Raw genomic sequence first — 18889 nt, 5'->3', positions numbered from 1 at the left:
AATCGTTGAAAATCAGAGGGTTGTCGTCCGCGGCGGCGCACGTCGCGCCGGCGGCCCGCGCCATCGAACGTGGCGCTTCCTGCGGCCAGCTCCGTGATCGACGCGTCTCAGATATTCGTCTCAGAGGGGGGTCTGCGACATTGCGCTGCAGCGCAGCGTCCGCTAACCCCATCCGGCGCATACTTCGAAGAGGTCCAAAAAGCGATGGCGTCGTCGAAGGCCGGTTCGAACCGGCCGCTGTCCCCGCACCTCCAGATCTACCGTCCGATGCTGTCGATGATGATGTCGATCGTGCATCGCATAACGGGGGCGGCCTTGTACGTCGGATCCATCCTGCTGGTGATCTGGCTGGTCGCCGCCGCGTCTGGGCCCTCGGCCTTCGAGACCGTCCAGTCGATCTACGGCTCGATCCTCGGCCAGCTCGTGCTCTTCGGCTACACTTGGGCCCTCATCCATCACGGCCTCGGCGGCGTCCGGCACCTGATCTGGGACACCGGCCGCGGCTTCGATCACCAGAGCCGCGAGCGCCTGATCAAGGGCGGCCTGATCGGCTCGATCGCGCTCACCGTCCTGATCTGGATCGTGGTCTACGCGACCCACGGCGCGACCGGCTGAAGGAGGCACCCATGCGCACCCCCCTCGGCCAGGTCCGCGGACTGGGCGCCGCCCGCTCCGGCACCGACCATTTCTGGCTGCAGCGGCTGACCGCGGTCTCCAATCTCGTGCTGTCGACCGTCTTCGTCGGCGTGCTGGTGTCGCTCGCCGGCGACAGCCATGCGAGCGTGGTCGCGACCCTGTCGAACCCGATCGTCGCGATCCTGATGCTGCTGTTCGTGATCTCCGTCGTGGTCCACATGCGTATCGGCATGCAGGTGATCATCGAGGATTACGTCCACGCGGAGCTGCCCAAGCTGCTTCTGCTGATGGGCAACACCTTTTTTGCGATCATCGTCGGTCTGTCGGCGGTCTTCGCGCTTCTGAAGATCAGTTTCGGAGTCTGACGCCATGGCCGACGCCGCGAAGCCGAACGGCGCTCCCGGTCTCAACGGCCGGGCCTATCCCTTCATCGACCACGCCTTCGACGTCGTCGTCGTCGGCGCCGGCGGCGCGGGCCTGCGCGCCGTGGTCGGCTGCTCGGAAGCCGGCCTGAAGACCGCCTGCATCACCAAGGTGTTCCCGACCCGCAGCCACACCGTCGCGGCGCAGGGCGGCATCTCGGCCGCGCTCGGCAACATGGGCGAGGACGACTGGCGCTTCCACATGTACGACACCGTCAAGGGCTCCGACTGGCTCGGCGACCAGGACGCGATCGAGTACCTCGTGCGCAACGCGCCGGCCGCGGTCTACGAGCTCGAGCATTGGGGCGTGCCGTTCTCCCGCACGGAGGAGGGCAAGATCTACCAGCGTCCCTTCGGCGGCATGACCACCCACTACGGCAAGGGCACCGCCCAGCGCACCTGCGCCGCGGCCGACCGCACCGGCCACGCCATCCTGCACACGCTCTACGGCGCGGCGCTGAAGGCCAAGGCCGAGTTCTTCATCGAGTACTTCGCCCTCGACCTGATGATGGACGAGGAGGGCGCCTGCGTCGGCGTCGTCGCGCTCAAGATGGACGACGGCACGCTGCACCGCTTCCGCAGCCACAAGACCATCCTCGCGACCGGCGGCTACGGCCGGGCCTATTTCTCCGCGACCTCCGCCCACACCTGCACCGGCGACGGCAACGCCATGGTGCTGCGCGCCGGCCTGCCGCTGCAGGACATGGAGTTCGTGCAGTTCCACCCGACCGGGATCTACGGCGCGGGCTGCCTGATCACCGAAGGCGCCCGCGGCGAGGGCGGCTACCTCACCAATTCCGAGGGCGAGCGCTTCATGGAGCGCTACGCGCCCTCCGCGAAGGACCTCGCCTCCCGCGACGTGGTCTCCCGTTCGATGACGGTGGAGATCCGCGAGGGCCGCGGCGTCGGCAAGAACAAGGACCACATCTACCTGCACCTCGACCATCTCGATCCGAAGATCCTGCACGAGCGTCTGCCGGGCATCTCCGAGAGCGCCAAGGTGTTCGCGGGCGTCGACCTCACCAAGGAGCCGATCCCGGTGCTGCCGACCGTGCACTACAACATGGGCGGCATCCCCACGAACTTTCACGGCGAGGTGCTGACCAAGGCGAACGGCGACCCCGACACCGTGGTGCGCGGCCTGATGGCGCTGGGCGAGGCCGCCTGCGTGTCGGTGCACGGCGCCAACCGCCTGGGCTCGAACTCGCTGATCGACCTCGTGGTGTTCGGCCGCGCCGCCGCCGACCGCTGCGCCGCGACCATGGAGCCCAACGCGACCCATCGCGAGCCCCAGGCCGCCTATTCCGAGCCCGCGATCGCGCGGCTCGACCGCCTGCGCAACGCCTCCGGCGGCACGTCGACGGCGGAGCTTCGCCTCCAGATGCAGAAGGTCATGCAATCGAACTGCGCGGTGTTCCGCACCGGCGAGGTGCTGCAGGAGGGCCACGGCCTGATCCACGAGGTCTGGTCCGGCGCGGAGGACGTGCGGATCGCCGACCGTTCGCTGGTCTGGAACTCGGACCTGATCGAGACGCTCGAGTTCGACAACCTGATCGCCCAGGCCGTCGTCACCATGGACAGCGCGGTCAACCGCAAGGAAAGCCGCGGCGCCCACGCCCGCGAGGACTTCCCGGACCGCGACGACAAGGAATGGATGAAGCACACGCTCGCCTGGGCGGACGTGGCGAAGCGGCAGGTCTCGCTCGACTACCGGCCAGTCCACACCTACACGATGACCAACGACATCCAGTACATCGAGCCCAAGGCGCGGGTGTATTGATGGAGAAACGAGGGTCAGGCGGAGAGCAGGGCGGATCATGCGCGCACCGGCTTTGCAGGTCGCAAGGGTTGGGCACAACTCGCGGGCACGGCCGCCTGTGACCTACGCGATTTCGTTCGATCTCGACACCAAGGCCCTGCAGGAAGGGTATCCAACGCCGTCCTGGCAGAACGCCTATGCCGACATCGCCCGTTTTCTGCGAAGCAAAGGCTTCGATCGCCAGCAGGGCAGCGTCTACTTCGGCGACAACAGCGTCGACGTCGTGATCTGCCAGATCGCCGTGCAGGAACTGACCTTCGAATACCCGTGGTTCGCGCCGTCGGTGCGCGACATCCGCATGCTGCGGATCGAAGACAATAACGACCTCATGCCGGCAATCGAACTCGCGCTCCGCATGGGACGGAAGTAGGCACATGGTCCAGCTCAACCTCCCCAAGAACTCCCGCATCGTCGGCGGCAAGGCCTGGCCGAAGCCGGCCGGCGCGAAGACCACGACCGAATTCAAGGTCTACCGCTGGAACCCGGAGGACGGGCAGAACCCGCGGGTCGACACCTTCTACGTCGACCGCGAGGACTGCGGGCCGATGGTCCTCGACGGGCTGATCTACATCAAGTCGAAGATCGACTCGACGCTGACCTTCCGCCGCTCGTGCCGCGAGGGCATCTGCGGCTCCTGCGCGATGAACATCGACGGCACCAATACGCTCGCCTGCACCAAGGGCATGGACGACTGCGCCTCGGGCGGCACGGTCAAGATCTACCCGCTGCCCCACATGCCGGTGGTGAAGGACCTCGTTCCGGACCTCACCCAGTTCTACGCCCAGCATGCGTCCGTGGAGCCCTGGCTCAAGACCGACACCCGCGCGCCGGGCGATGAGTGGAAGCAGTCCCGCGACGACCGCGAGAAGCTCGACGGCCTCTACGAGTGCATCCTCTGCGCCTGCTGCTCGACCTCGTGCCCGAGCTACTGGTGGAACGGCGACCGCTACCTCGGCCCCGCCGCCCTGCTGCAGGCCTACCGTTGGCTGATCGACAGCCGCGACGAGGCGACCGGCGAACGGCTGGACGACCTCGAAGACCCGTTCAAGCTCTATCGCTGCCACACCATCATGAACTGCGCCAAGGCCTGCCCCAAGGGGCTGAACCCCGCAAAGGCGATCGCCGAGATCAAGGGCATGATGGTCGCGCGGCAGTTCTGAGGCCGGCGCGGGGCGGGCCGTGGCTTCCGACGCGCTGGTCACCGTGGCCGTCTGTTACGGCTACCCCGCCGCCGCGACCGTGCAGTCGGCTTTGGAGGCCGAAGGGGTCCCTGTCACCGTCGTCGGCGGCGGGTTCGCCTCGCTCGACTGGCATATGCTTCCCGCCCTGGGCGGGATCGAGATCCGGACGTCCGCAGGCGACGCCGAACGCGCCCGAGCGCGCCTCGCGGGCGAGACTCCGCCGTTGCGGGAGTCGCGCGCGTTCTGGGCCGCGCCGATCCGCAACGCCTTGGCGTTTTCCTTGGTGCTCTACATCGCCGGGGTAGTGGTCCCCTTCTAGATTCGCCGATCGGCGGCGCCGGACATTGTGGAATCCGCCTGAATTTTAGGCGTGCCTAGCGCTCGAAAGGCGTTCCCCTCCGACCCACGTCGATCGAACGATCAACGCGTGTCAGGGAGGTTGCGATGAACGACGTGGTCGACCAGGACCGTCCGTGGACGGTGGAGAATGTGCAGGACCTTCAGGCGCTCGCCCGCGAGAAGGTGCCCGCAAGCGTGATCGCCATGCGGCTGCGTCGCTCGCAGGGCGACGTCCACGCCAAGGCGTCCGAGCTCGGCCTCACGCTGATCGCCGAGTAGTTCAGCTCCACGCGGGCGACGTGAACAGCGCGACGGTCGCGAAAAAGCCGAGGCTCCACGCGCCCGAACGCAGGGTCGGGCGGTCCGCGAGATAGCAGGCGACGTAGGCGACCCGCAGCAGGATGAAGGCGACCGCGAGCGCGTTCGCCGTGGCGAGATTCGCGCCCTGCGTGACCGCGACCAGCGCCGCCGCCGCGAACAGCGTGAAGACCTCGAAGCCGTTCTGCTGGGCGGCGACGGCCCGCTTGCGCCAGCCGCTCAGGCCTTCCGCCCAGCCACGTGGGTTGGCGTTGTCGAAGCCGCGGTCGCTCCATTTCGCGAGACCGACGGTCAGGATCGGCAGAAGACCTGCGATCAGCACGCACCAGAGCGTCAGGGGCATCGCAGGTCTCCAAACGGGGCGACGGAAGCGCGGCGCTTCCCTCGCGTCAGATACGAGCTCTCGCGCCGGTGGACCACCGCCGAGCGTCGAGTTGCGATCCTGAGCGCAGGGCGGAATGGTCGGCGGCGCGATTTGTAGGAGACCGCAATGTCCGATCCCCGTCCTCTGCTCCCGCTTGTGTCCGACGCCGAAGCCGACCCCCGCGTGCGCGCCGTGTTCGACGACATCCGGGCGGTGCGCAAGACCGACCTCGTCAACAACTTCTGGCGGGCGCTCGCGAACGACCCGGCGGCGCTGGAGCGCACCTGGGGCGAGGTGAAGGCGGTGATGGGCGACGGCGCGCTCGACCCGCTCACCAAGGAGCTCGTCTACATCGCGGTCTCGGTCACGAACGGCTGCGAGTATTGCATCCGCTCCCACACCGCCGGCGCCCGCGCCAAGGGCCTCGACGACGCCGGCCTTGCCGAGCTGCTGTCGGTGATCGCTCTCGCGAACAAGACCAACGCCCTGGTCAACGGCCTGCGGCCGACGGTGGACGAGGCGTTCCGCTGAGGAGCGCGCGCCCGGCAGGACGCGCGCTCCCAGCCGTCGGGCTTATCGCCCGCGCATCACTTCGACGGCGCGGCCTCGATCTGAGCCAGCAGCGCCTTCATCTCCGCGATCTCGCGCTCCTGCGCGGCGACGATCCGCTCGGCCAGCCCCCGCGCCGCGGCGTTCCTGCCGTGCTCGAGTTCGATCCGCGCCATCTCGAGCGCTCCCTCGTGGTGGGGGATCATGGCGCGCAGGAAGTCCGCGTCGGCGTCGCCGCTGAGCGGCAGCGTCATCGCCTCGTGCATCTTGCTGTTCGCGGCGCGAAAGGCGGCGGACGCCGGGCTTTCTCCGGCGGTCGCGCCGCCATGGCCCTGATGGCCGGACGCGTCGTGCTGGTCCGCCGCCGCGGGCGTCGTGAGGGCGAGGGTCGCGGCGCAGAGAAGGGCCGCCTTGAAGGACGTCATGGGAGTGCTCCATCTGAGTGTTGAGGTGAGGGCGCGCTCAGGCGCCGAGGCGTCAGACGGAGCGTGGCGGCGGGCTCGCCATGTCGGGACTATGACTCTTCCCCACGGCGAGCGCCCGCCAGAGGTCGGCGGTCTCGCCTTCGGACCGCGGGGCGAGCGCCGCGGCCAACACCGCGGGCAGGGCGGCGCAGACGGACAGGCAGTGGTACGCGCGGTCGACGGGATGGGCGGCGGCATGATCGTCCTGCGCCGAGGCGACGGCCGCAGGCGCGTGGTCGCCGGGCGCGCAGACGACGTACGGCGTCATCCCTCCGCACAACGCGAGAACCGCCACGCACAGGGCGATCGTCAGGATCTTCAGCCGGGTCACGGGGCTAGGATTAGGCGCGCCGGACACGTTCCACAAGCCGCGAGCGATCCCTCAGCCCGCGCAGCCGCGGATCAGTTGCGCCACCAATACTCCCGCATGTTGCCGCGCTTGCCCGTGGAGAAGTCGTACATCGACTGCTGCTCCTGCTCCTGGGTCTGGTAGCGCGGGCCGTAGGGCGTGTCCGGCGCGTACGCTCGCCGCTCCCGATAGCCGCCGAAGGGCAGCCAGGCGTCGTCTGGAACGCGGTCGTAGACGCGCGCCTCGCGTCGGGCGTGGGTCTTCGTCTGGCCGGCGTCGGCTGTGGCGACGCCGGCTGCGAGGAGGCCGAGGGCGAGACAGAGTGCGGTGCGCACGCGACTTATCCTTCCCATCAAGGGCACGGACAGCGACGGCTGGGGCCGCGCCGAGCGTAGAAAAACGCCGCCGCCGCCGGCCGCGTTCCTCGCCCCCGCAGATGTGATGCGCGCACGACGAAGGTCTGTCCCACGATCGGCCCGCATGACGGGTCTCCGATCGTCTGGTAAGCGACGGTCGTCCCTCCCGGATCGCGGCCCGTCTCCGCGCTCCGCCACCCTGCGAGGCGTCGCGTCCCTGCGATGACCGAAACCACCACCCAGCGCTACGAAGCGCTCGTCCGATCGGGCGCGCTCGATCGCGATCCCGCGCAGGAGGCGGTGGTGCGTCGCCTCGGCGAGCTCGACCAGGCGCTGCGCGACCGCGGACGCGGCAAATCGGGGGCGCTCGGCTGGCTCTTCGCCAAACGCGCCGCAGACCCTCTCCGGGGCCTTTACGTCTGGGGCGACGTCGGCCGCGGCAAGACGCGGCTGATGGACCTGTTCTTCGAGTCCGTCCCGGTCGCGAAGAAGCGCCGCGCGCATTTCCACGACTTCATGATCGACGTCCACGCCCGCATCCATGCGGCCCGCGCGGACGCGAAGTTCGGCAAGGGCCCCACGGGCGACGTGATCCCGCCGGTCGGCGAGGCGCTCGCGGCGGAAGCGACGCTGCTGTGCTTTGACGAGTTCCACGTCACCGACATCGCCGACGCCATGATCCTCGCGCGGCTGTTCGAGCGGCTGTTCGCCGCCGGGGTCACGGTGGTCGCGACCTCCAACGTGCCGCCGCAGGAGCTCTACAAGGACGGCCTCAACCGCTCGCTGTTCACGCCCTTCATCAAGATGCTCGAGCAGCGCATGGAGGTGGTGAAGCTGGCCTCGCCCACCGACTTCCGCCGCGAGAAGCTCGGCGACACCGGCGTGTGGCACACGCCGGCGGACGCCGGCGCGGAAGCGGCTCTGGACCAGGCGTTCCGCGCGCTTGCGGGTTCCGACGGCGAGCCGGGCGCGCTCGACGTGCAGGGCCGCCACGTCGCGCTGCCGCGGGTGTCGAACGGCGTCGCGCGCGCGAGCTTCGACGATCTCTGCGCGAGGCCGCTCGGCGCCGCCGACTACATCGCGATCGCACGCCGCTATCACACGCTTGTGCTCGACCGGGTGCCGACATTGGACGAGGGCCGCCGCAACGAGGCGCGCCGCTTCATGACGCTGGTCGACGCGCTCTACGAGCATCACGTCAAGCTGGTCGCATCGGCCGAAGCGGAGCCGGACGATCTCTGGCGCGGCACGGAGGGCTACGAGACCTTCGGCTTCGCCCGGACCGCCTCGCGCCTGGTCGAAATGCGCTCCGACGCCTGGCTCGATCGCCCCCATGGACGGCCCGACAGCGCGGCGAGCGGAAGCGCTGCGGGGCTGGTCGAAACGTGAGCCCGCCTTACTCTTTGCTCAACCTCGCAATGCGAGATCGCAGCGCACAATTCACAGGTCCGATCACTTGAACGGATTGCTCAATCGCGATAGTCGAAGGGCCGCCGCCCACAAGCGGCAAAATGCCTCGCCCCTTCGGCAGGTCGTACGACCAAAGAGGAACTGACAGACATGGCGCGCAGCAAGATCGCACTCGTGGGTTCTGGCCAGATCGGCGGCACGCTCGCCCATCTCGTGGGTCTCAAGGAACTCGGCGACGTGGTGCTGTTCGACATCGTCGACGGCGTTCCCCAGGGCAAGGCGCTCGACATCGCCCAGAGCTCTCCGGTCGACGGCTTCGACAGCGCGCTGTCCGGCGTGTCGTCCTACGAAGGGATTTCAGGCGCCGAGGTCGTGATCGTCACCGCCGGCGTGCCGCGCAAGCCCGGCATGAGCCGCGACGACCTGATCGGCATCAACCTCAAGGTCATGGAGCAGGTCGGCGCCGGCATCGCGAAGTACGCGCCGGACGCCTTCGTGATCTGCATCACCAATCCGCTCGACGCCATGGTGTGGGCGCTGCAGCAGGCGTCCGGCCTGCCGCCGGAGAAGGTCGTCGGCATGGCCGGCGTGCTGGACAGCTCGCGTTTCCGCTACTTCCTGGCCGACGAGTTCAAGGTCTCGGTCGAGGACGTCACCGCCTTCGTGCTGGGCGGCCACGGCGACACCATGGTGCCGCTGGCGCGCTACTCCACGGTCGCCGGCATTCCGCTGCCGGACCTCGTGGCGATGGGCTGGACGACGCAGGAGCGTCTCGACGAGATCATCCAGCGCACCCGCGACGGCGGCGCCGAGATCGTCGGCCTGCTGAAGACCGGCTCGGCCTTCTACGCGCCGGCGGCGTCCGCCATCGCGATGGCCGAGAGCTACCTCAAGGACAAGAAGCGCGTGCTGCCCTGCGCCGCCTACCTCACGGGGCAGTATGGGGTGGACGGCATCTATGTCGGCGTCCCCGTCGTGATCGGCGCGGGCGGCGTGGAGAGGATCGTCGAGATCGAGCTTCAGGGCGACGAGAAGGCGGGCTTCGACAAGTCGGTCGGGGCCGTGAAGGGCCTGATCGACGCCTGCAAGCAGATCGCGCCGAACCTCGGCAAGTAAGCGGGCCGGGGCTTAAGCCGACACGGGAGCGGACGTCATGCGGCCGGAAGGCGCCGACGGGAGCTGCGATGGACGACCTGGACCTGTCCGACGTGGCCGACGGCCTGAAGGACTGGCCGGACGGACCGAACCCCGGCAGGGGGCCGGTCCGTCGCGGGGTCGACTGGGCGGCGGCGCTCGCGGGCGGTCTTCTCGGGCCGCTGTTTGCGTTGGCCGCGCTCGTCTCCGGGTTCGGGCCGGGCGGCCCGTCCGACCGCTTTGTGAACGGCGTCCTGCCCCCGATCGTCATGGGCGCGTCGCTGACCGCGTTTCTTCTTCTGGCGCACGCCATCCTGGCCTCCGTGGCCAACGGCGTGGACCGCTTGATCGCCCAGCGTCGCCGCAAGGCCGTGCGCGGGCGACGTCGAGCGGCCTCCCCCTCCGGCGGGGCGCCCTCACTCAGGCCTCAGGGACATTTCGATGAACATCCATGAGTACCAGGCCAAGGCGCTGCTGAAGACCTTCGGCGCGCCGGTCCCGATCGGCTACCCGATCCTGACCGCGGCGGACGCCGACGCGGCGATCGCCGGCCTCGACGGTCCCGTGTGGGTGGTGAAGTCGCAGATCCACGCCGGCGGCCGCGGCAAGGGGAAGTTCAACGAGGCCGAGGCCGGCGAGAAGGGCGGCGTCCGCCTCGCCAAGTCGCCGGAAGAGGCGAAGGAATTCGTCGGCCAGATGCTTGGCAAGACGCTGGTGACGCTGCAGACCGGCCCCGCCGGCAAGCAGGTAAATCGCCTCTACGTCGAGGAAGGCTCCGACATCGCCAAGGAGTTCTATCTGTCGGCCCTCGTCGATCGCGACTCCGGCCATGTGGCCTTCGTCGTCTCGACCGAAGGCGGCATGAACATCGAGGACGTGGCGCACGACACGCCCGAGAAGATCCACACCGTGACCGTCGATCCCGCGACCGGCGTGCAGCCGCATCACGGGCGCACCATCGCCAAGGCGCTGGGTCTGTCCGGCGACCTCGCCAAGCAGGCCGGAAAGCTCGTCGACCAGCTCTACGAGGCCTTCGTCAGCCTCGACATGGCGATGCTCGAGATCAACCCTCTCATCGTCACCAAAGACGACAAGATCAGGGTGCTCGACGCCAAGGTGACGTTCGATTCGAACGCGCTCTACCGTCATCCGGAGCTCGCCGAGCTGCGCGACCTGACGGAGGAGGACGCGAAGGAGATCGAGGCGTCGAAGCACGACCTCGCCTACATCGCGCTCGACGGCACCATCGGCTGCATGGTGAACGGGGCGGGTCTGGCGATGGCGACGCTCGACATCATCAAGCTCTACGGCGAGGAGCCGGCGAACTTCCTGGACGTCGGCGGCGGCGCGACGGAGGAGAAGGTGACGGCGGCGTTCAAGATCATCACCGCCGATCCGCAGGTGAAGGGGATCCTCGTCAACATCTTCGGCGGGATCATGAAGTGCGACGTGATCGCGCGCGGCGTGATCGCGGCGGTGAAGACGGTGGGGCTTCAGGTCCCGCTGGTCGTTCGGCTCGAGGGCACGAACGTCGAGGAAGGCAAGCGAATCATCGCCGAGAGCGGGCTGAACGTGCTGCCGGCGGACGACCTGGACGACGCCGCGCAGAAGATCGTGGCCGCCGTGAAGAAGGGGGCCTGAGCCATGTCGATCCTGATCGACGCGACCACCAAAGTCATCTGCCAGGGCTTCACCGGCAAGAACGGCACGTTCCACTCCGAGCAGGCGATCGCCTACGGGACCAGGATGGTCGGCGGCGTGGCGCCGGGGAAGGGCGGGCAGACGCACCTGAACCTTCCGGTGTTCGACACGGTGCGGGAGGCCCGCGAGGCGACCGGCGCGGACGCCTCGGTGGTCTACGTGCCGCCGGCGGGGGCGGCGGACGCGATCCTCGAGGCGATCGCGGCGGAGATCCCGCTTGTGGTGTGCATCACCGAGGGCGTGCCGGTGCTCGACATGGTGCGGGTGAAGCGGGCGCTCGTGGGCTCGAAGACCAGGCTCATAGGCCCGAACTGCCCGGGCGTGGTGACGGCGGGCGAGTCGAAGATCGGCATCATGCCGGGCAACATCTTCAGCCGCGGCACGGTGGGCGTGGTGTCGCGCTCGGGCACGCTGACCTACGAGGCGGTGTTCCAGACGACGCGTGAGGGCCTCGGCCAGACCACGGCGGTGGGCATCGGCGGCGACCCTGTGAAGGGGACCGAGTTCATCGACATGCTGGAGATGTTCCTGGCCGACCCGAAGACCGAGCAGATCGTGATGATCGGCGAGATCGGGGGCTCGGCGGAGGAGGACGCGGCGCAGTTCCTGGCCGACGAGGCGAAGCGCGGCCGCAAGAAACCGACGGTCGGCTTCATCGCGGGCCGCACGGCGCCTCCGGGCCGGCGGATGGGGCATGCGGGCGCGATCATCTCGGGCGGCAAGGGCGGCGCGGACGACAAGATCGCCGCCATGGAAGCCGCCGGCGTCCGGGTCTCGCCCAGCCCCGCACGGCTGGGGAAAACGCTCGTGGAATTGCTGAAGGGGTGAGGACGGCGGCGCCGTTCTTGCTCGTCGTAGCCGGCGTCGGAATGACGCCACGATCAGAGTGCAATCGCGTTCCGGACGTTCAAAACTGAACCGTCGCCCCCATATGGACGCAAGGGGCGAGCTCCGAAATCAACGCAAGGTCTAATCCGATGTCACGCCAGGCGGCGAACGAGGCTTTCAACCGCACCTCCTTCCTCTGGGGCGGGAACGCCGCCTATATCGAGGACCTTCAGGCGCGCTACCAGAAGGACCCGTCCTCGGTCGACCCGCAGTGGCGGGCGTTCTTCGAGGATCTGGGCGACCCGTCGGACGCGGTGGAGAAGACCGCGGACGGCCCGTCCTGGGAGAAGCCGAACTGGCCGGTGCCGGCGAACGGCGAGCTGGTCTCGGCGCTCGACGGCGACTGGGGCGCCGCCGAGATCGTCATCGGCGACAAGATCAAGGCGAAGTCCGAGGCCAAGAGCCAGGGGCTGACGCCGGAGCAGATCCGCGCCGCGACCCGCGACAGCACCCGCGCGCTGATGATGATCCGCGCCTACCGCATCCGCGGCCATCTCGCGGCCGACCTCGATCCGCTGAAGCTGGAGCCCCGTCCTGACCGCGAGGAGCTCGACCCCGCGTCCTACGGCTTCTCCGAGGGCGACCTCGACCGCAAGATCTTCATCGACTACGTGCTCGGGCTCGAGTTCGCGACCGTGCGCGAGATGCTCGCGATCCTGAAGCGCACCTATTGCTCGACGCTCGGCGTCGAGTTCATGCACATCTCGGAGCCGGCTGAGAAGGCCTGGATCCAGGAGCGCATCGAGGGGCCGGACAAGGGCGTCGCCTTCACCCCCGAGGGCAAGCGCGCGATCCTGACCAAGCTGGTCGAGGCCGAGGGCTTCGAGAAGTTCCTCGACGTCAAGTACACCGGAACCAAGCGCTTCGGCCTTGACGGCGGCGAGTCCATCGTCCCGGCGCTGGAGCAGATCATCAAGCGCGGCGGCGCGCTCGGCGTGCGCGAGATCGTGTTCGGCATGGCCCACCGCGGCCGCCTGAACATCCTCGCCCAGGTCCTCGGCAAGCCGCACCGCGCGATCTTCCACGAGTTCAAGGGCGGCTCCTGGACGCCCGAGGAGGTCGAGGGCTCCGGCGACGTCAAGTACCACCTCGGCGCCTCGTCCGACCGTGAGTTCGACGGCAACTCCGTCCACCTGTCGTTGACCGCCAACCCCTCGCATCTCGAGATCGTCGATCCGGTGGTGCTCGGAAAGGTGCGCGCCAAGCAGGACCAGTGGAAGGACGGCGACCGGACCAAGGTGCTGCCGCTGCTGATCCACGGCGACGCCGCCTTCGCCGGCCAGGGCGTGGTCGCGGAGTGCTTCGGCCTGTCGGGGCTGAAGGGTCACCGCACCGGCGGTTCGATCCACGTCATCATCAACAACCAGATCGGCTTCACCACGAGCCCGCGCTACGCGCGCTCGTCGCCCTATCCCTCGGACGTCGCGAAGACCATCGAGGCGCCGATCTTCCACGTGAACGGCGACGACCCGGAGGCGGTGACTTTCGCGGCCAAGATCGCGACCGAGTTCCGGCAGAAATTCCACAAGCCGGTCGTCATCGACATCTTCTGCTACCGCCGCTTCGGCCATAACGAGGGCGACGAGCCGGCCTTCACGCAGCCGCGGATGTACAAGGTCATCCGCAGCCACCCGACCTCGCTCGAGATCTACTCCAGGCGGCTGGAGCAGGAGGGCGTGATCAAGGCCGGCGAGGTGGACGAGATCCGCGCCGCCTTCCGCGCGCGCCTTGAGGGCGAGTACGAGTCCGGGCAGGCCTACAAGCCGAACAAGGCGGACTGGCTCGACGGCCGCTGGTCCGGCATCAAGGCCTCGCGCGACGTCGACGACGCGCGCCGCGGCAAGACCGGCGTGGAGATCGACCGGCTGAAGGAGCTCGGCCAGAAGCTCACGACGCTGCCGGAGGGCTTCAAGGCCCACCGCACGATTCTGCGCCTGCTCGAAAACCGCCGGAAGATGACGGAGACCGGCGAGGGCGTCGACTGGTCCATGGGCGAGGCGCTCGCCTTCGCCTCGCTGCTGGCCGATGGCAAGCCGGTGCGGCTCTCCGGCCAGGACGTGGAGCGCGGCACCTTCAGCCAGCGCCACTGCGTGCTGGTCGATCAGGAGACTGAGGACCGGGCCGTTCCGCTCAACGCGCTGTCGGACAACCAGGGCCGGTTCGAGGTCATCAACTCGATGCTCTCGGAAGAGGCGGTGCTCGGCTTCGAGTACGGCTACACGCTGGCCGAGCCGAACGCCTTGACGCTCTGGGAGGCGCAGTTCGGCGACTTCGCCAACGGCGCGCAGGTCGTCGTCGACCAGTTCCTGTCGTCGGGCGAGCGCAAGTGGCTGCGCATGTCGGGCCTCGTGATGCTTTTGCCCCACGGCTACGAAGGCCAGGGCCCGGAGCACTCCTCGGCCCGACTCGAGCGCTACCTGCAGATGTGCGCCGAGGACAACATGCAGGTCGCGAACTGCACCACGCCGGCGAACTACTTCCACATCCTGCGCCGCCAGCTCGTCCGCGACTTCCGCAAGCCGCTGATCCTGATGACGCCGAAGTCGCTGCTTCGCCACAAGCGGGCGGTGTCGCCGCTGTCGATGATGGAGGCGGGCACCTCGTTCCACCGCCTGCTGTGGGACGACGCGCAGATGAACCCCGGCTCCACGCTGGAGCTGAAGCCGGACGCCGAGATCCGCCGCGTCGTGCTGTGCTCCGGCAAGGTCTATTACGACCTGCTGGAGGAGCGCGAGAAGCGCGGGGTGGACGACGTCTACCTCCTGCGCGTGGAGCAGCTCTACCCGTTCCCGGCCAAGGCGCTCGTCAACGAGCTGTCGCGCTTCAAGCAGGCCGAGGTGGTGTGGTGCCAGGAAGAGCCCAAGAACATGGGCTCCTGGTTCTTCGTCGAGACCTACATCGAATGGGCGCTGAACACCGTCGGCGCGGCGCACCGCCGTCCGCGCTACGCCGGGCGTCCGGCCTCCGCCGCGACGGCGACCGGCCTGATGTCGAAGCATCTGGCCCAGCTGCAGGCTTTCCTGAACGAGGCGCTGGGCGACTGACCGGCCGCCCCGCCAATTCTGACTGAACGACCGACCGAACTGACCGCTGACTGAACGTTGAGAGCTGAAGCGGGACGGCGACGAGCGCCGGCCCCATGGGAGACTTCGATGGCGACCGAAATCCGCGTGCCGACGCTTGGCGAATCCGTGACCGAGGCCACCATCGGCCGGTGGTTCAAGAAGCCGGGCGAGGCGGTCGCCGTCGACGAGCCGATCGTCGAGCTCGAGACCGACAAGGTGACGCTGGAGGTGCCGGCGCCCGCCGCCGGCGTCCTCGGCGCGATCGAGGCGAACGAGGGCGACACCGTCGGCGTCGACGCGCTGCTGGGCTCGATCGAGGCCGGCGAGGGCGCCGCGCCCGCGCCCAAGGCTGCGGCCAAGACCGAGGCGAAGCCGGCGGAGCCGGCCAAGGCCGCCGAGCCCGCGATCAAGGACGACGCCAACGAGACCAAGCCGCGCGAGGCCTCCAAGGAAGCCCTGAAGGCGAACGGCGGCCAGGCGCCCGCCGACGCCGGTCAGGCGCCGTCCGTGCGCCGCATCGGCGCCGAGAGCGGCGTCGATCCCGCGGGCGTGCAGGGCACCGGCAAGGACGGCCGCGTGACCAAGGGCGACATGCTGGTCGCGGTCGAGAGCGGCGCCAAGACGCCGGCGCCCCAGCCCGCCGTCCAGGCCCGCGCCCCCTCCGCGCCGGACGACGCCTCTCGCGAGGAGCGGGTCAAGCTGACCAAGCTCCGCCAGACCATCGCCCGCCGCCTCAAGGACGCGCAGAACACCGCGGCCATGCTGACGACCTTCAACGAGGTCGACATGACCGAGGTCATGGCGCTGCGCGCGAAGTACAAGGACGTGTTCGAGAAGAAGCACGGCGTGAAGCTCGGCTTCATGGGCTTCTTCGTAAAGGCCGTGATCCAGGCGCTGAAGGATCTGCCGGCGGTCAACGCCGAGATCGACGGCGCCGAGCTCGTCTACAAGAACTACTACCACGTCGGCATCGCGGTCGGCACCGAGAAGGGCCTTGTGGTTCCCGTCGTGCGCGACGCCGACGCGCTCGGCCTCGCGGGCATCGAGAAGAAGATCACCGACTTCGGCCGCCGCGCCCGTGACGGCAAGCTCGGCATCGAGGAGATGCAGGGCGGCACCTTCACCATCACCAACGGCGGCATCTACGGCTCGCTGATGTCGACCCCGATCCTGAACGCGCCGCAGTCCGGCATTCTCGGCATGCACAAGATCCAGGAGCGGCCGATGGCGGTCGGCGGCAAGATCGAGATCCGGCCGATGATGTATCTCGCGCTCAGCTACGACCACCGCGTGGTCGACGGCAAAGAGGCGGTCACCTTCCTCGTCCGCGTGAAGGAGAGCCTGGAAGACCCGTCGCGGCTGGTGATGGATCTGTGACGCAGGCGGCTCGTACCGAGGACGCTGCCCTCATCGCGGCGCGAAGGCAGACGGCGGATCGTCAATCCGTGATGGCGATCGTCGGCATGATCGCGATCGCCGGGTTTCTGACGATCCACCCCGGCGACCTCGACAAGACGATCGCCGCCCTGCTGCCGATTCTGCCGTGGCTGGTGGGCTTGTCGGCGCTAATCGTCGTGATCAACCGCGGGACGTTGGCGTTTCTGGCGCGGTCGTCGAAGACGGCCGGCGGCGCCCGGAAAGACTGAGGCTGGACGGGGAGAGTGCGCGGATGCGACGTCGATCCGTTACGGCGCCTCGAATGTCAGACTATCGCCGAGGCCGCCGGGCGACGTTCGCCCGGCCGCCTCGCGTCGCGTCAGCTCAGATGCGCGTTCAGGAACTTGTTCATCTCGAACATAGTCGCCTTCTTTTTCCCGAAGATCTTTTCAAGATTGGCGTCGGCCAGGATTTCGCGGCCGTCATCGGGGTTCTGAAGCTTATGCTTCTTGATGTAGTCCCAGGTCTTGCTGACGACCTCGCTGCGGGGCAGCGGCTTCTCGCCGACGATGGCGGCGAGGTCGGCCGAGGGCTTCACCTCGACGCTGAGAGCGTTGGGCTTCTTCGCGCCGGACGCCTTGGGCGTGGCGGCGGACTTGGGCTTGTCCGCGGACTTCGCCTTGGCCGGAGCCTTCGGCTTCGCCGGGCTCTTGGTCTCGGCCTTCGTCGCCGTGGTCTTGGCTGCAGTCGTCTTGGCTTCGGTCTTGGTCTCGGTCTTCTTGGCGGCCGCCATGTCGATCGTTCCTTCTCGAGGGGGAGGGCCCAGCGGCCGCGTGGTCGCCGCTTCGTGCGACTCAACCGCGGCCGGCCCGAAGTCGTTCCCTTTTTGAGGCGTGTCTTCGCGGCGCGCCGTTCTTCTTACGACGCGCCGCCTCGCGCGGCCTGACCCACGACCGCAAGCGAAAGAGACAGATGGCTTACGACCTCATCGTCATCGGCACCGGCCCCGGCGGCTATGTCTGCGCGATCCGCGCCGCGCAGCTCGGCCTCAAGGTGGCGGTGGTGGAGAAGCGCGCCACCCATGGCGGCACCTGCCTGAACGTGGGCTGCATCCCCTCCAAGGCGCTGCTCCACGCCTCCGAGCTGTTCGAGGAGGCGGGCCACAAGTTCGGCAAGATGGGCATCAAGGTCCCGGCGCCTGAACTGGACCTGCCGGCGATGATGGCCTTCAAGGACGAGGGCGTGGACGGCAACACCAAGGGCGTCGCTTTCCTGCTGAAGAAGAACAAGGTCGACGCCTTCCACGGGACCGGCAAGATTCTCGGGGCCGGCAAGGTCGAGGTGACGTCCGAGGAGGGCGCCGCGCAGACGCTGGAGACCAAGGCGATCGTGATCGCCACCGGATCGGACGTCGCGAAGCTGCGCGGCCTCGACATCGACGAAGAGACCATCGTGTCCTCGACCGGCGCGCTGACGCTGAAGAAGGTCCCCGCCAAGATGATCGTCGTCGGCGGCGGCGTGATCGGTCTGGAGCTCGGCTCCGTGTGGCGGCGCCTCGGCGCCGAGGTCACCGTCGTCGAGTTTCTCGACCGCATTCTGCCCGGCATGGATTCCGACGTCGCCAAGCAGTTCCAGCGCCTGCTGGAGAAGCAGGGCGTGGCGTTCAAGCTCGGCTCCAAGGTTACGGGCGCCGAGAAGGCGGGCGAGCGCCTGAAGGTCACGGTCGAGCCGGCCAAGGGCGGCGAGGCCGCGACGCTGGAGGCGGACGTGGTGCTGGTCGCCATCGGCCGCGTTCCCTACACCGCGGGCCTCGGCCTGGAGGAGGCCGGCGTCGCGCTCGACGAGCGCGGCCGCGTGAAGACCGACGGCCACTTCAAGTCCAGCGTCGACGGGATCTACGCCATCGGCGACGTCATCGTCGGCCCGATGCTCGCCCACAAGGCCGAGGACGAGGGCATGGCGATCGCGGAGATCCTGGCGGGCAAGGCCGGCCACGTGAACTACGATGTGATCCCGAGCGTGGTCTACACCTACCCCGAGGTCGCCTCGGTGGGTAAGACCGAGGAGGAGCTGAAGGCCGCCGGCGTCGGTTACAAAGCCGGCAAGTTCCCCTTCACCGCCAACGGCCGCGCCAAGGCGAACGCCACCACCGAGGGCTTCGTGAAGGTGCTGGCCGACGCCAAGACCGACCGGGTGCTGGGCGTCCACATCGTCGGCCCCCGCGCCGGCGACCTGATCGCGGAGGCCGCGATCGCGATGGAGTTCGGCGCCTCGTCGGAAGACATCGCCCGCACCTGCCACGCGCACCCGACGCTGGCCGAAGCGGTGAAGGAAGCGGCGCTCGCCGTCGAAGGCCGCGCCATCCACATGTAAGGGGGAGGGGGCGCTCCGGCGCCTCGTCGCTTGGTTTCAGAATGAACGCGGGGCGATCCCTCCCCTGGCACAGGGGAGGGTGGCCTCGGCGCAGCCGAGGTCGGGTAGGGTGGGCTCTCGCAGGAGCCGTTGTCGCGGCCGCTC

The 18889-nt window shown here is 68.5% G+C and carries 22 protein-coding genes; 17 read left to right on the top strand and 5 right to left on the bottom strand.

Translation table 11 applies throughout. From position 1 onward, the window contains the following. Positions 1–204 precede the first annotated feature (204 nt). The 7 genes from sdhC to K244_RS23960 all read left to right on the top strand — a co-directional run bounded on the left by sdhC (position 205) and on the right by K244_RS23960 (position 4676). Positions 205–615 carry a succinate dehydrogenase, cytochrome b556 subunit gene (gene sdhC, locus K244_RS0113595; protein ID WP_020186826.1) on the top strand — a complete coding sequence of 137 codons (411 nt, stop codon included), beginning with the start codon at positions 205–207 and terminating at the stop codon, positions 613–615. Between the two features lie 11 nt (positions 616–626). Beyond that, on the top strand, positions 627–1001 hold the full coding sequence (gene sdhD / locus K244_RS0113590; protein ID WP_020186825.1) for a succinate dehydrogenase, hydrophobic membrane anchor protein: 375 nt from the start codon (positions 627–629) through the stop codon (positions 999–1001). Between the two features lie 4 nt (positions 1002–1005). Then, positions 1006–2838, top strand: coding sequence for a succinate dehydrogenase flavoprotein subunit (gene sdhA / locus K244_RS0113585; protein WP_020186824.1), 1833 nt, complete (start codon positions 1006–1008; stop codon positions 2836–2838). 37 nt (positions 2839–2875) lie between these two features. Next, the gene (locus K244_RS0113580; RefSeq protein ID WP_155931744.1) at positions 2876–3247 is read left to right on the top strand and encodes a virulence factor; all 372 of its coding nucleotides are present in this window, start codon (positions 2876–2878) and stop codon (positions 3245–3247) included. Positions 3248–3251: 4 nt separating this feature from the next. Continuing rightward, on the top strand, positions 3252–4037 hold the full coding sequence (locus K244_RS0113575; RefSeq protein WP_020186822.1) for a succinate dehydrogenase iron-sulfur subunit: 786 nt from the start codon (positions 3252–3254) through the stop codon (positions 4035–4037). 19 nt (positions 4038–4056) lie between these two features. Beyond that, positions 4057–4377 (top strand): hypothetical protein, encoded by a 321-nt coding sequence (locus K244_RS0113570; protein ID WP_020186821.1) that lies wholly within the window; start codon positions 4057–4059, stop codon positions 4375–4377. 125 nt (positions 4378–4502) lie between these two features. After that, positions 4503–4676, top strand: a complete 174-nt coding sequence (locus K244_RS23960) for a hypothetical protein (RefSeq protein WP_020186820.1) — start codon at positions 4503–4505, stop codon at positions 4674–4676. 1 nt (position 4677) lies between these two features. Here the strand turns inward: K244_RS23960 and K244_RS0113560 are convergent, their stop codons facing one another. Next, entirely contained in the window at positions 4678–5058 is a 381-nt protein-coding gene (locus K244_RS0113560) for an MAPEG family protein (RefSeq protein ID WP_020186819.1), read from the bottom strand. 147 nt (positions 5059–5205) lie between these two features. On the opposite strand from K244_RS0113560, the gene K244_RS0113555 reads away from it, so the two are divergent. Continuing rightward, positions 5206–5610 (top strand): carboxymuconolactone decarboxylase family protein, encoded by a 405-nt coding sequence (locus tag K244_RS0113555; protein ID WP_020186818.1) that lies wholly within the window; start codon positions 5206–5208, stop codon positions 5608–5610. A 56-nt stretch (positions 5611–5666) separates the two neighbouring features. On the opposite strand, the gene K244_RS0113550 is transcribed toward K244_RS0113555, so the two are convergent. From K244_RS0113550 to K244_RS0113540, 3 genes are all read right to left on the bottom strand, one after another. Continuing rightward, entirely contained in the window at positions 5667–6053 is a 387-nt protein-coding gene (locus tag K244_RS0113550; protein WP_020186817.1) for a DUF305 domain-containing protein, read from the bottom strand. A 52-nt stretch (positions 6054–6105) separates the two neighbouring features. Beyond that, on the bottom strand, positions 6106–6360 hold the full coding sequence (locus K244_RS0113545) for a hypothetical protein (protein WP_210164322.1): 255 nt from the start codon (positions 6358–6360) through the stop codon (positions 6106–6108). Positions 6361–6494: 134 nt separating this feature from the next. After that, positions 6495–6776 carry a hypothetical protein gene (locus K244_RS0113540; RefSeq protein WP_020186815.1) on the bottom strand — a complete coding sequence of 94 codons (282 nt, stop codon included), beginning with the start codon at positions 6774–6776 and terminating at the stop codon, positions 6495–6497. A 243-nt stretch (positions 6777–7019) separates the two neighbouring features. Here K244_RS0113540 and zapE point away from each other — a divergent pair, with 243 nt between their 5' ends. The 8 genes from zapE to K244_RS0113500 all read left to right on the top strand — a co-directional run bounded on the left by zapE (position 7020) and on the right by K244_RS0113500 (position 16641). Then, positions 7020–8186 (top strand): cell division protein ZapE, encoded by a 1167-nt coding sequence (gene zapE, locus K244_RS0113535; RefSeq protein WP_020186814.1) that lies wholly within the window; start codon positions 7020–7022, stop codon positions 8184–8186. A 171-nt stretch (positions 8187–8357) separates the two neighbouring features. Then, entirely contained in the window at positions 8358–9323 is a 966-nt protein-coding gene (mdh, locus tag K244_RS0113530) for a malate dehydrogenase (protein ID WP_020186813.1), read from the top strand. Positions 9324–9391: 68 nt separating this feature from the next. Further along, entirely contained in the window at positions 9392–9796 is a 405-nt protein-coding gene (locus K244_RS0113525) for a hypothetical protein (protein WP_020186812.1), read from the top strand. Beyond that, positions 9783–10982, top strand: coding sequence for an ADP-forming succinate--CoA ligase subunit beta (gene sucC / locus K244_RS0113520; RefSeq protein WP_020186811.1), 1200 nt, complete (start codon positions 9783–9785; stop codon positions 10980–10982). The genes K244_RS0113525 and sucC overlap by 14 nt, the downstream gene beginning before the upstream one ends. 3 nt (positions 10983–10985) lie before the next feature. Continuing rightward, on the top strand, positions 10986–11870 hold the full coding sequence (gene sucD, locus K244_RS0113515; protein ID WP_020186810.1) for a succinate--CoA ligase subunit alpha: 885 nt from the start codon (positions 10986–10988) through the stop codon (positions 11868–11870). 149 nt (positions 11871–12019) lie between these two features. Next, a complete protein-coding gene (locus K244_RS0113510) occupies positions 12020–14974 on the top strand; it encodes a 2-oxoglutarate dehydrogenase E1 component (RefSeq protein WP_020186809.1) in 2955 nt (984 codons plus the stop codon). A 108-nt stretch (positions 14975–15082) separates the two neighbouring features. Continuing rightward, positions 15083–16372: a 2-oxoglutarate dehydrogenase complex dihydrolipoyllysine-residue succinyltransferase gene (odhB, locus tag K244_RS0113505; RefSeq protein ID WP_020186808.1), complete on the top strand. Its 1290-nt coding sequence runs from the start codon at positions 15083–15085 to the stop codon at positions 16370–16372. Between the two features lie 68 nt (positions 16373–16440). After that, positions 16441–16641 carry a hypothetical protein gene (locus K244_RS0113500; RefSeq protein ID WP_155931740.1) on the top strand — a complete coding sequence of 67 codons (201 nt, stop codon included), beginning with the start codon at positions 16441–16443 and terminating at the stop codon, positions 16639–16641. A 110-nt stretch (positions 16642–16751) separates the two neighbouring features. On the opposite strand, the gene K244_RS0113495 is transcribed toward K244_RS0113500, so the two are convergent. After that, positions 16752–17165 carry an SWIB/MDM2 domain-containing protein gene (locus K244_RS0113495; RefSeq protein WP_020186806.1) on the bottom strand — a complete coding sequence of 138 codons (414 nt, stop codon included), beginning with the start codon at positions 17163–17165 and terminating at the stop codon, positions 16752–16754. Positions 17166–17344: 179 nt separating this feature from the next. Between K244_RS0113495 and lpdA the strand changes: the two genes are divergently transcribed. Continuing rightward, entirely contained in the window at positions 17345–18745 is a 1401-nt protein-coding gene (gene lpdA / locus K244_RS0113490) for a dihydrolipoyl dehydrogenase (protein ID WP_020186805.1), read from the top strand. The last annotated feature ends 144 nt before the right edge of the window (positions 18746–18889 follow it).

It is taken from the genome of Methylopila sp. 73B (genome assembly GCF_000526315.1).
Taxonomy (GTDB): Bacteria; Pseudomonadota; Alphaproteobacteria; order Rhizobiales; family Methylopilaceae; genus Methylopila.
The sequence above is the reverse complement of the archived record's forward strand: the minus strand, read 5'-3'. Positions and strand labels throughout refer to the sequence as shown.

Coding starts and splice junctions, on each gene's coding strand:
- mdh (WP_020186813.1), top strand. CDS start 8,358: ATGGCGCGCAGCAAGATCGCACTCGTGGGTTCTGGCCAGATCGGCGGC.
- sdhD (WP_020186825.1), top strand. CDS start 627: ATGCGCACCCCCCTCGGCCAGGTCCGCGGACTGGGCGCCGCCCGCTCC.
- zapE (WP_020186814.1), top strand. CDS start 7,020: ATGACCGAAACCACCACCCAGCGCTACGAAGCGCTCGTCCGATCGGGC.
- K244_RS0113555 (WP_020186818.1), top strand. CDS start 5,206: ATGTCCGATCCCCGTCCTCTGCTCCCGCTTGTGTCCGACGCCGAAGCC.
- K244_RS0113580 (WP_155931744.1), top strand. CDS start 2,876: ATGCGCGCACCGGCTTTGCAGGTCGCAAGGGTTGGGCACAACTCGCGG.
- K244_RS23960 (WP_020186820.1), top strand. CDS start 4,503: ATGAACGACGTGGTCGACCAGGACCGTCCGTGGACGGTGGAGAATGTG.
- K244_RS0113525 (WP_020186812.1), top strand. CDS start 9,392: ATGGACGACCTGGACCTGTCCGACGTGGCCGACGGCCTGAAGGACTGG.
- odhB (WP_020186808.1), top strand. CDS start 15,083: ATGGCGACCGAAATCCGCGTGCCGACGCTTGGCGAATCCGTGACCGAG.
- sucD (WP_020186810.1), top strand. CDS start 10,986: ATGTCGATCCTGATCGACGCGACCACCAAAGTCATCTGCCAGGGCTTC.
- K244_RS0113575 (WP_020186822.1), top strand. CDS start 3,252: ATGGTCCAGCTCAACCTCCCCAAGAACTCCCGCATCGTCGGCGGCAAG.
- sdhA (WP_020186824.1), top strand. CDS start 1,006: ATGGCCGACGCCGCGAAGCCGAACGGCGCTCCCGGTCTCAACGGCCGG.
- sucC (WP_020186811.1), top strand. CDS start 9,783: ATGAACATCCATGAGTACCAGGCCAAGGCGCTGCTGAAGACCTTCGGC.
- K244_RS0113495 (WP_020186806.1), bottom strand. CDS start 17,165: ATGGCGGCCGCCAAGAAGACCGAGACCAAGACCGAAGCCAAGACGACT.
- sdhC (WP_020186826.1), top strand. CDS start 205: ATGGCGTCGTCGAAGGCCGGTTCGAACCGGCCGCTGTCCCCGCACCTC.
- K244_RS0113545 (WP_210164322.1), bottom strand. CDS start 6,360: ATGACGCCGTACGTCGTCTGCGCGCCCGGCGACCACGCGCCTGCGGCC.
- K244_RS0113510 (WP_020186809.1), top strand. CDS start 12,020: ATGTCACGCCAGGCGGCGAACGAGGCTTTCAACCGCACCTCCTTCCTC.
- lpdA (WP_020186805.1), top strand. CDS start 17,345: ATGGCTTACGACCTCATCGTCATCGGCACCGGCCCCGGCGGCTATGTC.
- K244_RS0113550 (WP_020186817.1), bottom strand. CDS start 6,053: ATGACGTCCTTCAAGGCGGCCCTTCTCTGCGCCGCGACCCTCGCCCTC.
- K244_RS0113560 (WP_020186819.1), bottom strand. CDS start 5,058: ATGCCCCTGACGCTCTGGTGCGTGCTGATCGCAGGTCTTCTGCCGATC.